Source organism: Marinococcus halotolerans DSM 16375 (genome assembly GCF_000420725.1).
Taxonomy (GTDB): Bacteria; Bacillota; Bacilli; order Bacillales; family Marinococcaceae; genus Marinococcus; species Marinococcus halotolerans.
Window position 1 is genome coordinate 36,717 of the sequence record NZ_ATVM01000008.1, and the last position, 13,932, is coordinate 50,648.

General features: G+C 48.3%; 16 protein-coding genes and 1 tRNA gene. 2 read left to right on the forward strand and 15 right to left on the reverse strand.

Features of this window, described 5'->3' with window-relative positions:
• Nucleotides 1–115: 115 nt before the first annotated feature.
• The 4 genes from G548_RS0107570 to G548_RS0107585 are packed head-to-tail and all read right to left on the reverse strand — an operon-like array spanning nt 116 to nt 3,029.
• On the reverse strand, nt 116–970 hold the full coding sequence (locus G548_RS0107570; protein ID WP_022793559.1) for a fructosamine kinase family protein: 855 nt from the start codon (nt 968–970) through the stop codon (nt 116–118).
• Nucleotides 970–1,437 carry a low molecular weight protein-tyrosine-phosphatase gene (locus G548_RS0107575; RefSeq protein WP_022793560.1) on the reverse strand — a complete coding sequence of 156 codons (468 nt, stop codon included), beginning with the start codon at nt 1,435–1,437 and terminating at the stop codon, nt 970–972. Before G548_RS0107575 ends, G548_RS0107570 begins: the two co-directional genes overlap by 1 nt.
• Before the next feature lie 12 nt (nt 1,438–1,449).
• Nucleotides 1,450–1,887: a YaaR family protein gene (locus tag G548_RS17650; RefSeq protein ID WP_022793561.1), complete on the reverse strand. Its 438-nt coding sequence runs from the start codon at nt 1,885–1,887 to the stop codon at nt 1,450–1,452.
• 17 nt (nt 1,888–1,904) lie between these two features.
• Nucleotides 1,905–3,029 (reverse strand): M20/M25/M40 family metallo-hydrolase, encoded by a 1,125-nt coding sequence (locus tag G548_RS0107585; protein ID WP_022793562.1) that lies wholly within the window; start codon nt 3,027–3,029, stop codon nt 1,905–1,907.
• Between the two features lie 102 nt (nt 3,030–3,131).
• Here G548_RS0107585 and prli42 point away from each other — a divergent pair, with 102 nt between their 5' ends.
• On the forward strand, nt 3,132–3,212 hold the full coding sequence (gene prli42, locus G548_RS19170) for a stressosome-associated protein Prli42 (RefSeq protein WP_156847924.1): 81 nt from the start codon (nt 3,132–3,134) through the stop codon (nt 3,210–3,212).
• 71 nt (nt 3,213–3,283) lie between these two features.
• Here prli42 and G548_RS0107595 read toward each other — a convergent pair whose 3' ends face one another.
• The 3 genes from G548_RS0107595 to G548_RS0107605 form a co-directional block, all read right to left on the reverse strand.
• Nucleotides 3,284–4,300: an aromatic acid exporter family protein gene (locus G548_RS0107595; RefSeq protein WP_022793563.1), complete on the reverse strand. Its 1,017-nt coding sequence runs from the start codon at nt 4,298–4,300 to the stop codon at nt 3,284–3,286.
• A 168-nt stretch (nt 4,301–4,468) separates the two neighbouring features.
• Nucleotides 4,469–4,543 (reverse strand) — tRNA-Arg (locus G548_RS0107600).
• Between the two features lie 73 nt (nt 4,544–4,616).
• The gene (locus G548_RS0107605; protein ID WP_022793564.1) at nt 4,617–4,979 is read right to left on the reverse strand and encodes a hypothetical protein; all 363 of its coding nucleotides are present in this window, start codon (nt 4,977–4,979) and stop codon (nt 4,617–4,619) included.
• A 169-nt stretch (nt 4,980–5,148) separates the two neighbouring features.
• Between G548_RS0107605 and G548_RS0107610 the strand changes: the two genes are divergently transcribed.
• Nucleotides 5,149–5,385: a hypothetical protein gene (locus G548_RS0107610; protein ID WP_022793565.1), complete on the forward strand. Its 237-nt coding sequence runs from the start codon at nt 5,149–5,151 to the stop codon at nt 5,383–5,385.
• Between the two features lie 68 nt (nt 5,386–5,453).
• Here G548_RS0107610 and G548_RS0107615 read toward each other — a convergent pair whose 3' ends face one another.
• The 8 genes from G548_RS0107615 to spo0A form a co-directional block, all read right to left on the reverse strand.
• The gene (locus G548_RS0107615) at nt 5,454–5,882 is read right to left on the reverse strand and encodes a BrxA/BrxB family bacilliredoxin (RefSeq protein WP_022793566.1); all 429 of its coding nucleotides are present in this window, start codon (nt 5,880–5,882) and stop codon (nt 5,454–5,456) included.
• 80 nt (nt 5,883–5,962) lie between these two features.
• Nucleotides 5,963–6,952: a metal ABC transporter solute-binding protein, Zn/Mn family gene (locus G548_RS0107620; protein ID WP_022793567.1), complete on the reverse strand. Its 990-nt coding sequence runs from the start codon at nt 6,950–6,952 to the stop codon at nt 5,963–5,965.
• A gap of 129 nt (nt 6,953–7,081) precedes the next feature.
• Nucleotides 7,082–8,329: a dihydrolipoamide acetyltransferase family protein gene (locus tag G548_RS0107625; protein WP_022793568.1), complete on the reverse strand. Its 1,248-nt coding sequence runs from the start codon at nt 8,327–8,329 to the stop codon at nt 7,082–7,084.
• A gap of 13 nt (nt 8,330–8,342) precedes the next feature.
• Nucleotides 8,343–9,326, reverse strand: coding sequence for an alpha-ketoacid dehydrogenase subunit beta (locus G548_RS0107630; RefSeq protein WP_022793569.1), 984 nt, complete (start codon nt 9,324–9,326; stop codon nt 8,343–8,345).
• 1 nt (nt 9,327) lies between these two features.
• Complete coding sequence (locus G548_RS0107635; RefSeq protein ID WP_022793570.1) at nt 9,328–10,335, reverse strand: thiamine pyrophosphate-dependent dehydrogenase E1 component subunit alpha; 1,008 nt, start codon at nt 10,333–10,335, stop codon at nt 9,328–9,330.
• A 20-nt stretch (nt 10,336–10,355) separates the two neighbouring features.
• A complete protein-coding gene (lpdA, locus tag G548_RS0107640) occupies nt 10,356–11,771 on the reverse strand; it encodes a dihydrolipoyl dehydrogenase (protein WP_022793571.1) in 1,416 nt (471 codons plus the stop codon).
• Nucleotides 11,772–11,965: 194 nt separating this feature from the next.
• Entirely contained in the window at nt 11,966–13,066 is a 1,101-nt protein-coding gene (locus G548_RS0107645) for a Leu/Phe/Val dehydrogenase (protein ID WP_022793572.1), read from the reverse strand.
• Nucleotides 13,067–13,097: 31 nt separating this feature from the next.
• Nucleotides 13,098–13,868: a sporulation transcription factor Spo0A gene (gene spo0A / locus G548_RS0107650; protein WP_022793573.1), complete on the reverse strand. Its 771-nt coding sequence runs from the start codon at nt 13,866–13,868 to the stop codon at nt 13,098–13,100.
• Nucleotides 13,869–13,932: the final 64 nt, after the last annotated feature.

Below are 13,932 nucleotides of genomic sequence, written 5' to 3' on the forward strand. Positions count from 1 at the left end.
GTTCATGTCCAAAGTTTTATTCCCGTTTTTTTGCATTCTCAACCTGCCCAAACCCCCGGGAAAATAGACATTATAAAAGCATAAAAAAAAGACCTTTCCAAAAGAAAGGCCCCGTTCAGCTGCTTCTGCTGTATAATGCAAGCACCCGGTCCACCTGCGCCCCGTACATTTCTCCGAACACATTTAAATGGACAAGCAAATAGTATAATTGATAAAGAGGCATCCGTTCTTCAAATTCAGCTTCCACCGGCTGGATGGTTTCGTACGCTTCGTACGTCCGTTCCGAAAAGCCTCCAAACAGCCGGGTAAAGGCCAGGTCAAATTCGTAGTCTCCGTACCAGCAGGCAGGATCGATCAAATACGGACGTCCATGTTCTCCTGTGAGCCAATTGCCAGCCCAAAGGTCTCCGTGCAGTTTAACCGGCTGCCGGTCGTCAGGTATCCATTCTCCGAGATGGTCCAGAATATAGCGCAGGCGGCGGGACCGTTCCTCGGTCAATTTACCGAGGGATCTGGCGATTTCCATCTGCGGGCGCAGGCGGTGATCCCTTACAAAACGCACCCAGCTCGTTTCCCAGGAATTTTCCTGTGGCAGTTCTCCGATGAAGTTGTCTTCCTCAAGACCGAAATAATGCCCGGAGGACTGGTGGAGATTGGCCAGATCGATCCCAAGCCACTCATCAGTACGGCTGTCCCCGCTCCCCTGAATAATATCCATAATAATAAATTTCTTCGACCAGTGCAGTACGTCAGGCACATGCACCGCTTCCGATTCACGCAGGAATTCGAGTCCGCGTTTTTCCTGACGGAAAAAATCATATGGTGCCTCTTCATGCCATTTCAGGAAATAGGAGCGCCGGTTTGTATCCACCTGGTAGGCAGAGCTGATGCTTCCTCCGGAGAGACTTGCTATATTGGTTACTTCTGCCTGTGGATCCACGTACCGTATCGCTTTTTGAATATGCTCCATTATACATTCTCCTGCTCTCTAATCCATTGTAGTAAATGAAAGGTACTCGTATTAACCAGTTCAAACACGTGACCGAAATTATTATCGAAATAAGGATCAGGCACGTCTTCACTCCGGCGCTCAGGGTGAAAGTCCAGCAGTTTCCATACTCTTCCGTCTTTAGTGGAAACGTGAAAATCCTGAAGCATCTCAAGGTTCTGCTCATCCATAGCTACAATATAATCGGCTTCTTCTCCGGCATCCACCACCCGGGCCGTTCCCGGACCGGCAGAAACACCGTGCTGTTCGAGTACACCGATCGTTCCTTCGTGCGGGGATGAGCCTGCATGCCAATCACCGAGACCGGCTGAATCCACGCTGATTTTATTTTCCACTCCCGCTTCCTGCAGATGCTTTTGAAAAAGCGCTTCTGCCATTGGCGAACGGCAAATGTTTCCTAAACAGATGAATAACACCTTTACACTCATAGATTCTCTCCTTTACCCGTAGAGATGTATAATCATGCCTTTTATTTCCCCGGTCATATCGAGAAGGGAAAGGGGCTCCTGTTCCTGCTGCAGCATCTGGTCTGTCATTTCCACTAATTTTTTATCGATCTTTTCAATCAGCTGGTGGGTTTTGAGCCGGCCGTCGCTGCCAAATGACCTTTCTTCATACAGATTCAAACCGTGGTCCTTCAGTTCTGTAATAATTTCTCTTACAAGACGTTTATACTCTTTTAACTCCGGAATGGTCTGATGCTCCATCAAACGTCTGCCCTGCTGGTCGAGTTGTTCGATCATGATGCCCATCTGCCGGTTGAACGTTTTGGCCTGCTCCGTCTGCATCATTTCCGAAAACGGGTTCTTTTCGGCTTTTCTCTCCTTTACGTTAGGGAGCGGTGATTTAATATTTCCCTGAAGCCGCTGAATATCCACGCGTATATTTTCCTCCTTTACGCATTGTCTGCCGGCCCGGTTACAATAGCCGCCATAAACGCTGGTACTTTTACAAATTCCTTAATGAGCAGCCGTTCTTCTGTTGTGTGGATATTTTCATAGCCGACGCCCAGATTGATGGTAGGAATACCGTAGCCGGAAATTACATTGGCGTCGCTTCCGCCTCCGCTCTGTACAGTTTTCGGCTCCACGTCAAGCCGGTGGGCAGCCTGAACAGCACGCTGCACTACATTGTCTGATTCGGCCAGCACGTAACCTTCATACATTGGCTGTATGTCAATGGATGCCTCGGCCCCCATTTCTTCAGCTGCCTCCTCGAAAGCTTCCCGCATCGCAGCTACCTGCCTGCTCAGCTTATCCGGTTTAAAGGAGCGTGCTTCAGCAGAAATCACGACTTCATCACATACGACATTCGTCTGGGTCCCTCCGGCAAAGCTTCCGATATTGGCTGTTGTTTCTTCATCAATTCGCCCCAGCGGCATTTTGGTTACCGCTTTAGAGGCAACGCTGATGGCTGAAATACCTTTTTCCGGCTCCACCCCTGCGTGCGCTTTTTTACCGTAAATAGTCGCATGCATTTTCGTTTGATACGGTGCTGAAGTAACGAGCGTGCCTACTGGTCCGTCACTATCAAGCGCATAGCCCATATCGGCATGCACCAGCCCGGTATCAAGATGCTTTGCGCCCACGAGTCCGGACTCCTCCCCTACTGTAATGATAAACTGAATGTCTCCGTAGGGTTCATCTTCTTCCTGAAGCACTTTTACCATTTCAAGCATCGCCGCAATTCCTGCTTTATCGTCAGCACCAAGAATTGTTTCTCCCTTCGAAACGATATATTCATCCTGCACCTCAGGCTCAATGCCTTTTCCGGGTTCAACGGTATCCATGTGGGAGGTAAAATAAATCACCGGCTTTGCGCTGTCTGTGCCTTTCAGTGTACAGACCAGGTTCCCCGCCCCGTGGCCGGTCAGAGCTTTGGCGTTATCTTCTTTTGTTTCAAGCCCGAGTTCCTGGAATTTCCGTTTGATTATATCTGCAATTTTCGCTTCATGCTTCGTTTCCGAATCTATCTGCACAAGTTCAATAAATTCCTGTATTAAACGTTCCTGATTTGCCATCACTATTATAACTCCTTTGCGGGTTGCTTAGGTTTATTATATATTTTTTCGCCTGCTGTGTTATAATTTGAGCATTAGTTTCTATTGAAAGCGGGGGTTAGAATGCAGAAAGTCATTATTTACATTATGATCTTTGCGCTTGTCGGCAGCAGCCTGTTAATGGGCGGAGCGGTGATGTTTTAAATAAACGCCAATGCTTGTATGTATCGGATAAAGCAGAACTTACGGGTTTTCATACCCGCTCGTTCTGCTTTTTATTTATTTCTGCGTGCCATTTGTCTGTTTAATCGTTTGCCCGATATTGTATGGGTACGCTTCGGATCGGGCTTAAACATTTTTTTAATGAGCAGGTATTCTTCAATTTCATACAAAATATAAAACAGAGATGAACGTATTTCGAATTCATGTCTTGTTTTTGGCAGCTCCATCTGCTGGATTTCATGCTTCATTTCGTCAAGACGGTATAAAAAATAGCCGGCGGTATTGCCCGGGGAGACGGCGTCGCTTAGTTCATCCATATAATCAGCCATTTTATGGCCCTGGGGCACTGACTGATCAATCGAAGAGATAAACGGCAGGATGCTTTCGAGTACCGAAAACTGCTTTTCTCTCATGCGGAAGTAGTGGTAAAAGTAGTCATCATCCCGGAGGAAATGGTTGTCTATATCCCTTAGGGCTTTTCCTTTAGCCTCATCAATGATCTTGGCTGCCTCCGAAAATTCTGCCCCGTCCCAGATGTTATCGCCAAAACGAAGGTAGTTTGCATACTCCTCCCAGATTTTGCGAAAAGCGTCTTCAAGGCTTAACTGATCCTGAGCCAGGCTTTTTTCGCTGCTCGGCATATAAAGATTCATAATTAAAGCTACCCCAATGCCAATAAAAATAATCGCGAGCTCGTTTATCCAGATGCCCGCGCTCACCTGTTCTTCTGTATAAAGGTGAAGAACGATAACGCTGCTTGTGACGATACCCCGCGCAGCGTTCGCTGCTACACTGAGGGGAATGCTGAGCAGAAAAAGTGCAGCGATGGCCACCGGATTATAGCCTATCAGTTCAAAGAATACACTCGCGACCCCGAGCCCAATCACACAGGAAACGAGTCGTTCGATGCTGACAGTCAGGGATCCCCTTTTGGTCGTGGTAATACAAAGAATGGTAATGACGCCTGCTGATATGTAGTAATCGAGCTGCAGCAGCTGGGCAATGTATACGGATATAGCTGTGCCTACTGCTGTTTTCAGCGTCCGATATCCAATTCGGAATCTCCCCATCTAAAAAACCTCTCTGTTTGTTCATTCGTACTTATATTATATCGTAAACACCGGCAGAGGGAAACTGACTGGAGCTTTTCGGCCCTGTTCCCTCTGCTGTGATGGTTTCAGCCCAAAAGCCAAATAAAAAAGCAAAGGAATAGCTCCTTTGCTTACACATTTATTCATTGGTGCGCCTACCAGGACTCGAACCTGGAATGCGAGAACCGGAATCTCGAGTGATATCCCTTTCACCATAGGCGCTTTTGTCATATGTTTTAACAAGACAATGAATACTATACCAATGAACGAATATGAAAGTCAACCCATTTTTTAATTACGCTTCCTCGGAAGACCCTTCGAGCATTTTTTCAAACTGATCATTGATATCATCTTCACTGTATCCTGCTTCCTTCAGGCGTTTGGTGAAATGCTGGGAATACACTCTGGAACGTTCCTGCATCTTTCCGAACTTCTTGGACTCCTGCTTTTTTTTCGTCCGCTTCTCCCGGTCTTCTGCGTTGGACATGATGCTTTCGGTAATAAACAAGGCTTTCCACACCTGCTCCTCTTCGTAGCCGGAGGCGTTTGCATCAAGTTCATCGATGACGTTTTGGTAGTAATCGCGGAACTCGTCGTACGAAATTTCTTCGTCCATGTTTAAGTATTCCTTTATTTTTTCATAGTGCGTCTGAATCATTTGTCTCCGCCCTTTTCATTTATGTATTCCGAAACAGTATACCATGAATATAAAGCTGAGCGTCAAGGCACTCCCCTGTCTTTTCTTAATTTTGTAATTGACGTTTAAATCAAAAGCGGTGGGGGGAACAAACCTTAATAGATCTTACACGAAGAAAGAGGGATAGCATATGGCAGAAGTAACATTTAAAGCTAATGTAGGAGAACCACAGACGACGATCGCTTCCAACGGTAAAACACTTTGGTACAGCGTGACAAAGGAAGAGGGTCCTTCAACAAAAAGTAACGACTTCCGGGTTGGGTTTGAAACTTCCCAGGAATTTGAGCCGAAAACGAGCGAAATTGTATTTCCGGATGTTGACACCACTGTAGAGCAGGACGGCAATATTTATCATTTGGAAAAATAAATCCAATGGGTTCCTCCTTCAGGGAGGAACTCTTTTTTTAACAAAAAAAGCGCCCCGGAGGGCACTTTTTATTTTGTGCAGTATTGATCGAAAGCTTCTTCGAGTTTTTGAACAACCTGAATCGGCTCATGGCCTTCAATTTCATGACGTTCAACCATGCGTACCAGTTCTCCGTCCTTTAAAAGACCAAACGATGGAGACGATGGTGGAAATCCTGTGAAGTAAGAACGGGCCTGCTCAGTCGCTTCTTTATCCTGACCTGCGAATACGGTCACAAGACGGTCCGGCTTTGTATCATAATTCGTCATGTACGCTGCCGCCGGACGGGCAATGCCTCCAGCACAGCCACATACAGAGTTTACCATAACAAGCGTTGTGCCTTCCTTGTTCAATACTTCATCGACTTCTTCCGGGGTACGAAGAGACTGGTAGCCGGCTTCTTCGATTTCATCTCGGGAAGCTTGTACTATATCATTGACGTAAAAATCAAAATTCATTAAAATCCTTCCTTTCCTTCACCGAATACCTATATTGTAGCGGATAAGAACAGGGAATCACAAGTAAGAAGCTTGAAAAGTTATTCGTTCAAGGCTTTTTCAAGGTTATCGACATTCTGATTCATCAATGATACGTAGTCCTCGCCATTGGCAATCTCTTCTTCGCTGGCTGATTCGAGGTTATTTAGCGTATATACCTCTGCGCCGATTTCTTCCTGGAGAACATTTGTCGTGTCAGACGGGATGTTTTCCTCCACCATAATGGCGTTCAGGTCATTTTGTTCTGCTGTATCGATAATATCATTGATTTCCTGCGTGGAAGGTTCGTTTTGGGCATTCACGCCGTTAACGGCAATTTCCTCCAGCCCATATCGTTCTTCCCAGTATCCATAGGCTGCATGAGAAACGATAAATTGATTTTTACTGCTTTCATCTGCAAGGGTCTCGAACCGCTCATCCAGTTCATCGAGCTCCCCTGCCAGTTCTTCATAATTATTTTCGTAATCCTGCTCATTATCCGGATCCGCCTCAATCAGCTCGTCTCTAATCACTCCGGCTGCTTCCTTCGCCTGAACCGGGTCGATCCACACGTGAGGATCCGTTCCGCCGTGGTCGTGCTCTTCCTCGCTGTGGCCTTCTTCATCATGCTCAGCATGTTCTTCCTCAGATTCTCCTTCTTCATGCTCATGGGCTTCTTCTTGCCCTCCCGCAGCTTCTGCCACCCTGGCAATCTGCACGTCCTGATTGCCAATCGTGCTTTCCACTTCGTCAGCAAACCCTTCCATTCCGTTTCCGGTCATCACAAACATATCGCCCTCCGCAATGTTTGTTAGTGTCTGCGGCGTTGGGTCATATGTATGCGCATCCGACCCGGCCGGTACGACGTTTTCTACATTTACATGATCGCCGCCGATCTGTTTAGTAAAGTCCTCCCAGGCAAAAAGCGTGGTATACACTTCAAGCTTTTCCTCACTTTCGCTTCCCTGTTCTTCCTGGTTATCATCCGAACCGCAGGCGCTTAAAGAAACGAATGCTGCTCCGGCTGCCCCTAACATAAATAGTTTTTTCATCATTGCACCTCTTTATCGTAATGATTACGTTTTGTATGTACATTGATTTTAGCGCAAGGGGATCCATTTGTAAATAAGAATGATTCTTTTTTATACCTAAAAAAAGAGAGCTTCCTGGGGAAGCTTCTCTTAAATGTTTTCCGTTCCTTTATAATTTTCAAGCCGCTGCTTTAGGTCAGCTAAAAACCGTCCGCACAGCAGGCCGTCTAAAATACGGTGATCGAGAGACAGACACAGGTTAACCATATAGCGTATTGCTATCATATCCCCCTGCATGACTACCGGTCGTTTCACGATCGATTCCACAGAAAGAATGGCCGCCTGCGGATGATTAATAATCGGCATGGACTGCACCGAGCCGAATGAACCGGTGTTATTCACCGTGAACGTTCCGCTTCTCATTTCTTCTGCCTTAATGGTGCCCTGGCGGACTTTAGTCGCAAGAGACTGCATATCCCGGGCGAGACCGCGAATGTTTTTTTCGTCTGCCCGCTTGATGACCGGCACGTATAAAGCTTCCTCACTGGCTACAGCCATCGACAGGTTCACTTCCTTGCGCTGAATAATCCGGTCGCCGTCCCAGGTGGAATTAAGACTCGGAAACAGCTGCAGGGATTCGGAAACAGCTTTCATGAAAAATGGCAGGTACGTAAGCGAAAAGCCTTCTTTTTGTTTAAACTCGTCTTTTACGCTGTTCCTGTACGCCACCAGATCCGTCACGTCCACTTCAATCATCGTCCAGGCATGAGGGATTTCCTGCTTACTTTTCACCATATTGTCTGCAATTGCTTTTCTTGCCCCGGTTACCGGAATAATGGTGTCGCCTTCACGCTCCTCCTGATTTTCAGAAGGCTTTGTTGAATAGATTGGAAACGGCGAAGGTGCAGCTTCCTCCTGCTTGGTTTTTTCTGCGCCTTCCCGGATCGCTTTTTCAACATCTTTTTTCGTGATACGCCCCTGTCTGCCGGATCCTTCGATATCGTCAAGATTCAGGCCGTTTTCCTGGGCGAGCCGCCATACAACCGGCGAATACCTTTTTTTCATCGACTTATCTTCTTCCCCATCTGTTTGTGCCGGGGCCGTTTGCTCCGTTTCTGCCGAAGGCTTTTCAGCCTTTTTTGTCTCGGCCGGCTCTGCTTCTTCTGTTTCCATATAGCAGATGAGCGTACCCACAGCCACTGTTTCGTTTTCTTCAGCAACGAGCTCGCTGATTTCGCCTGTATACGAGCTGGGAATTTCTGCACTCACTTTATCTGACAGCACTTCTGCGATCGGGTCATATTTTTTTACTTTATCGCCCGGTTTTACAAGCCACTGGGACAGCGTGCCTTCGGTGACACTTTCCCCTAGCTGCGGCATTGTTACTTCTTTGCGCATCCTTGATACCCTCCTAAAATTCCGCCAAATCTCGTATCGCTTTCGTGATTTTATCCGTATTCATTAAAAATTCTTTTTCGAGTGTCGGAGCGTAAGGCATGGCCGGCACATCGGGAGCTGCCAGTCTCCGGACCGGGGCATCGAGGTCAAACAAATTGTGTTCGGAAATGATAGCCGACACTTCACTCATGATGCTTCCTTCGAGGTTATCCTCGGTGACAAGCAGCACCTTTCCTGTTTTCGCTGCGGCTTCTTTGACTGCTTTCTGGTCGACTGGATAGACGGTTCTCAGATCCATCAAATGCACATCAATGCCTTCCGCGGCAAGTGTATCGGCGGCCTGGTTGGCCAGATGCACACACAGCCCGTATGTAATTACGGTGACATCCGTGCCTTCCCGTTTGACTGCCGCTTTCCCGATCGGCACAGTGTAGTCCTCTTCCGGTACTTCGTCTTTGAGCATCCGGTACGCACGCTTATGCTCAAAAAATAACACCGGGTCGTTATCCCGGATCGAAGCCTTCAGCAGTCCTTTCGCATCATAGGGCGTGGACGGAATAACTACTTTCAGTCCCGGCGTGTTTGCAAACAGCGCCTCCACCGACTGCGAATGATACAGAGCACCGTGTACCCCGCCCCCAAACGGCGCCCGGATCGTAATTGGGCAGTACCAGTCATTGTTGGAGCGGTAACGGATTTTCGCTGCTTCTGACACGATCTGGTTCACTGCAGGCATAATAAAGTCCGCAAACTGCATTTCCGCTACCGGGCGGAGGCCGTACATCGCAGCTCCTATGCCTACCCCGGCGATCGCTGATTCAGACAGCGGTGTGTCAATGACGCGTTCGTCGCCGTATGTGCTGTGCAGTTCTTCGGTCGCACGGAACACCCCGCCCTTCAGGCCGACATCCTCGCCCAGAACGAATACATTTTCATCACGCGCCATTTCTTCTTTCATCGCTGTATTGATTGCCTGAATATAAGACATGACTGCCATATTAGTTCCCTTCTTCCTCGTAAACATACTGTCCAAGTGTTTCTACAGCCGGGTATTCCGCTGCTTCAGCGGCATCCGTTGCGGCATCCACTTCCTCGCGGATCCGCTGCTCCATCGCCTGTTCCTTTTCTTCGGTAAGTATCCCTTCACTTCTCAGGTAATCCGCAAAAGCCACGACGGCGTCCGTCTGCTTTTCTTCATCCATTTCTTCGACGCTCCGGTACAGTTTATCGTTATCATCGCTTGAATGCGGTGTAAGTCTTGCCACCAGTGCTTCAACAAGACTTGGGCCTTTGCCTTCCCGTGCCCGGTCCACCGCTTCTTTCACAGCCTGATACACCTCAAACGGCCGTGTGCCCTCCACGGTGACCCCCGGCATACCGTATCCCTTTGCGCGGTCAGCAACATGCTCGCAGGCGAGCTGTTTGCTTAGAGGTACGCTAATAGCGTATTTGTTGTTTTCACAGAAAAACACGACTGGAAGATCGTGGACGCCGGCAAAGTTCATGCCTTCATGAAAGTCTCCCTGGTTGGAGGAACCCTCACCAAACGTAACCATCGTAACAAAATCCTTATTTTTCATTTTAGCTGCAAGTCCAAACCCGGCCGCATGGGGAATCTGCGTGGTAACCGGAGAGGACTGGGTCACGATGCGGTTTTTTCGCTGGCCGAAATGGCCCGGCATCTGTCTGGATTCAGAGTTTGGATCCCCCTGCTTGGCAAACGCCGCAAGCATTAAATCCTTCGCGGTCATTCCAAATGCCATTACAAGACCAAAATCACGGTAATACGGCAGCAGGTAGTCCTTATCGCGGTCAAGCGCCATAGCTGCAGCTGCCTGCGCAGCTTCCTGGCCCTGGCAGGAGACAACAAACGAAATTTTGCCGGCACGGTTCAACAGCCACATCCGTTCATCAAGACGCCTCGCCTGCAGCATAATCTCATACATTGTGAGCGCTTCTTCGTCGCTCAAGCCTACTTCCCGGTGAGTACTGTATTCTTGAATCATATTCGTTCCTCCTCGTTATTTCACCCGTGGTGAATAGCTTTTCCGTCTACTGCCAGGGCACCTTCAGCATAAATTTCCGCCAGTGTTGGATGCGCGTGCACGGCTCCCTGTATTTCAAGATGCGAGGCATTCATATAGACAGCAAGTGCTCCTTCGTTAATCAATTCGGTCGCTTTTTTTCCGACAATGTGAACGCCGAGCACGTCTTCAGTGTCTTTATCCACAATCATTTTCATAAACCCTTCCGGATCGTTTTCCACCAGGGCCTTGCCTATCGCCTGAAAAGGCACGGTGCTTGTTTTGATATCCAGGCCGGCGTCAGTGGCCTCATGCTCTGTCCAGCCTACCGAAGCCATTTCCGGATCCGAGTAGACGCAGGAAGGAACGTTTTTATAGTCGAGAGGCTCCGGGTGACTGCCAAGCATATGCTCTACAGCAATGATGCCTTCACGTGAAGCCACGTGAGCCAGCTGCATACCGCCGATGACGTCGCCGATAGCGTACAGATGAGATTCCTTCGTCTGGTACATGCCCGATGTCTGGATAAAGCTGTTCTCTACTTCGACTTCCGTGTTGTGAAGCCCCAGGTCACCTGTATTGCCGGTTCTTCCTACAGCGACGAGCATTTTTTCAGCCGCCAGTGCCTCTTCGGACGTTGTACGGACCGTTATTTCCCCGTTTTTCGTAAGTGAAGAAGGGTCGAGCTGTGTATTTGTAAAAATACGGACGCCTTTTCGTTTCAGGCGTTTTTCCGCTTCTTTCGATACGGCGTGGTCCATCATCGGGAGCAGACGGTCGCCGAGCTCCACCATTTGTACCTCGACGCCGAAATCCTGAAGCATTGAAGCCCATTCCACACCGATGACTCCTCCGCCGACAATTACAATCGACGAAGGTAGCTGTTCTGCTTCAAGCAGTTCTTCGGAGGATAAAATATATTCACCGTCAATATCGAATCCCGGCACAGTCGCCGGACGGGAACCGGTGGCGAGCATTATCTGTTTGGGCTGCAGCATAATATTTTCCCCTTCGGTGTCTGTTTCCACAGAAATGGTGCTTGCCGTTGGTGAAAAAATGGAAGCCCCGAGGATGCGCCCATGCCCGTAATATACATCCACCTGATGCCTTGCGAGCAGCTGCTGAACCCCTTTATGTAATTGTTGGACCGTCTGGTTCTTTTTTTCCCGGACCTTTCCGAACTGCAGGCTTACATTATCTGCTTCAACACCGTAGGCCGCACTTTCCTTCACCATTTTATATACCTCTGCACTTTTTAAATACGATTTGCTTGGAATGCATCCACGGTGCAGGCAGGTGCCGCCGATGTCACGTGCTTCTACGACAGCCGTCGATAGTCCTCTTTTCGCTGCATGCACAGCGGCCACATATCCGCCGGTACCAGCTCCTAATATGACCAGGTCATATTCTTTAGCCATAAAAATTCCTCCTGCGGGCTTTCACCCGGGATTTTATTTATTCATCTCTACTTTATTTTAATGGAATTTTCCGTTACATCATAGCACGAAAATAGATCTGGTGAAGAGAAGTTTTAATATTTGGAGATTATTATAGCATATCCCTTCGCTCGTCGACCTCGGTGCTAAAATAAAAAAGCAGCGCTCAGGCTGCTTTACCGGTTCGTTAAAATATGCCGTGAGTGGGGCAGAAACTGTTTTCTTGAACGCTTGATGGATTCAATGCGCTCTTCGGCCAGCCGATTTGCAGCCTGGAACGATGGGATACCGTCGCGTCTCGCAATTTCAAATACACGGACAATATTATCGTAAATACCGTCGACTTTCTTCAGGGCCCGCTCGCGGTCGTACCCGTACAGCTCGTCGGCGATGTTAATGACGCCGCCTGCATTGATAATGTAATCCGGTGCGTAAACAATGCCCCGCTCCTCTAAACGGATGCCGTCTTCTTCCGTCTGCAGCTGATTGTTCGCTGCTCCGGCTACGACTTTTGCCGGCAGACGGGCAATGGTTTGTTCGTTCAATCCGCCTCCAAGCGCACAAGGACTGAAAATGTCACACGGTACATCATAAATTTCCTCTGGGGCCGCCGTTTTTGCTCCGTAGGCCTGAACGGCACGCTCCACCGAAGCTTCCCGAATATCCGTTACAATTAATGAGGCTCCTTCTTCATGAAGAAATCTGCACATTTCAAATGAAACATGGCCCACGCCCTGAACCGCAATTGTTCTGCCGGCAAGGTCATCGGTACCGAAGGCTTCCTTTGCCGCTGCTTTCATGCCCTGATACACGCCCCGGGCGGTGACTGGTGAAGGATTCCCGCTCGATCCGGAAGCAGCAGACAGTGAAATACCAGTTACAAAATTAGTTTCTTCATGGATAATATCCATATCATGCTCTGTCGTGCCAACATCTTCTGCCGTAATATAGCGCCCGGCAAGACCCTCAATGTAACGACCGAAAGCACGAAACATTTCTTCATTCTTATCTGTACGCGCGTCTCCCATAATCACAGCTTTTCCCCCGCCAAGATTCAGGCCGGCTGCTGCATTTTTATAGGTCATCCCTTTGGCGAGGCGCAGCACATCCTCAAACGCTGCTTCTTCGTTTTCATACGTCCACATTCTTGTACCACCCAGAGCCGGTCCGAGTGTTGTATCGTGTATAGCAATAATTGCTTTTAACCCTGAGTTCCGGTCCTGACAGACCACTACCTGCTCATAATCGTGCAGCTCCATACGTTCAAACAATTCCATTTTTCGTTCTCCTTTTTATATAAACTCATATTTATATCTGCTCTGTGCGCAGCCGATCGGCTACTACCGCGATAAATTCACTGTTTGAAGGCTTATAGGGCAAGGACCCGTCCTGGCTCCAGCCGAACAGATCGGAAATCGCCTGCGTATGCCCGCGGTCCCATGCTACAACTATGGCATGCCTTAACGCCCGTTCGACCCGGCTTGGCGTCGTCTGAAATTTCCGGGCAATTTCAGGGTACAGCTGCTTGGTGACTGCGTTAATCATCTGCATGTCCTCTACTACGAGTTTCACTGCTTCCTGCATATATACATAGCCTTTAATATGCGAAGGGATGCCGACATATTGAATAATGTCTTTAATAAGCTCTTCCAACGACTGACGGCCAGCAGCTTTTTTTGGCTCATCTTCAGTCAGCACCTGGGAATTTAGGCTTTCTCTGTGCACGTCCCGGATATTTGCCATTAGCGCTTCCATATCAAATGGCTTTAAAACGTAGTAGGCAGCTCCAAGCTCCACCGCTTTTTTCGTTACATCCTCCTGGCCGAATGCAGTTAACATAATAACTTTCGTGTTAACAGTATGTTTATTTTTCAGTGCCGTTAATACAGAAAGACCGTCCCGGTGCGGCATAATAATATCAAGGAGTAAGACTTCCGGCTGTTCCTGTGCCACCACCTCGAGCGCTTCTTCCCCGTTATGGGCCGTACCTGCTATTTTCATGTCCTCCTGTTCTTCTATATGTTCGATTAGTACTTCGACGAGTTCCTTGTTATCGTCGGCCACCACAACCCGTATCATTTCTTTCCACTCCTTTTCCCTCTCGATATTATTTTACCATAGCGTGTCGCATAGAAAAAGACAA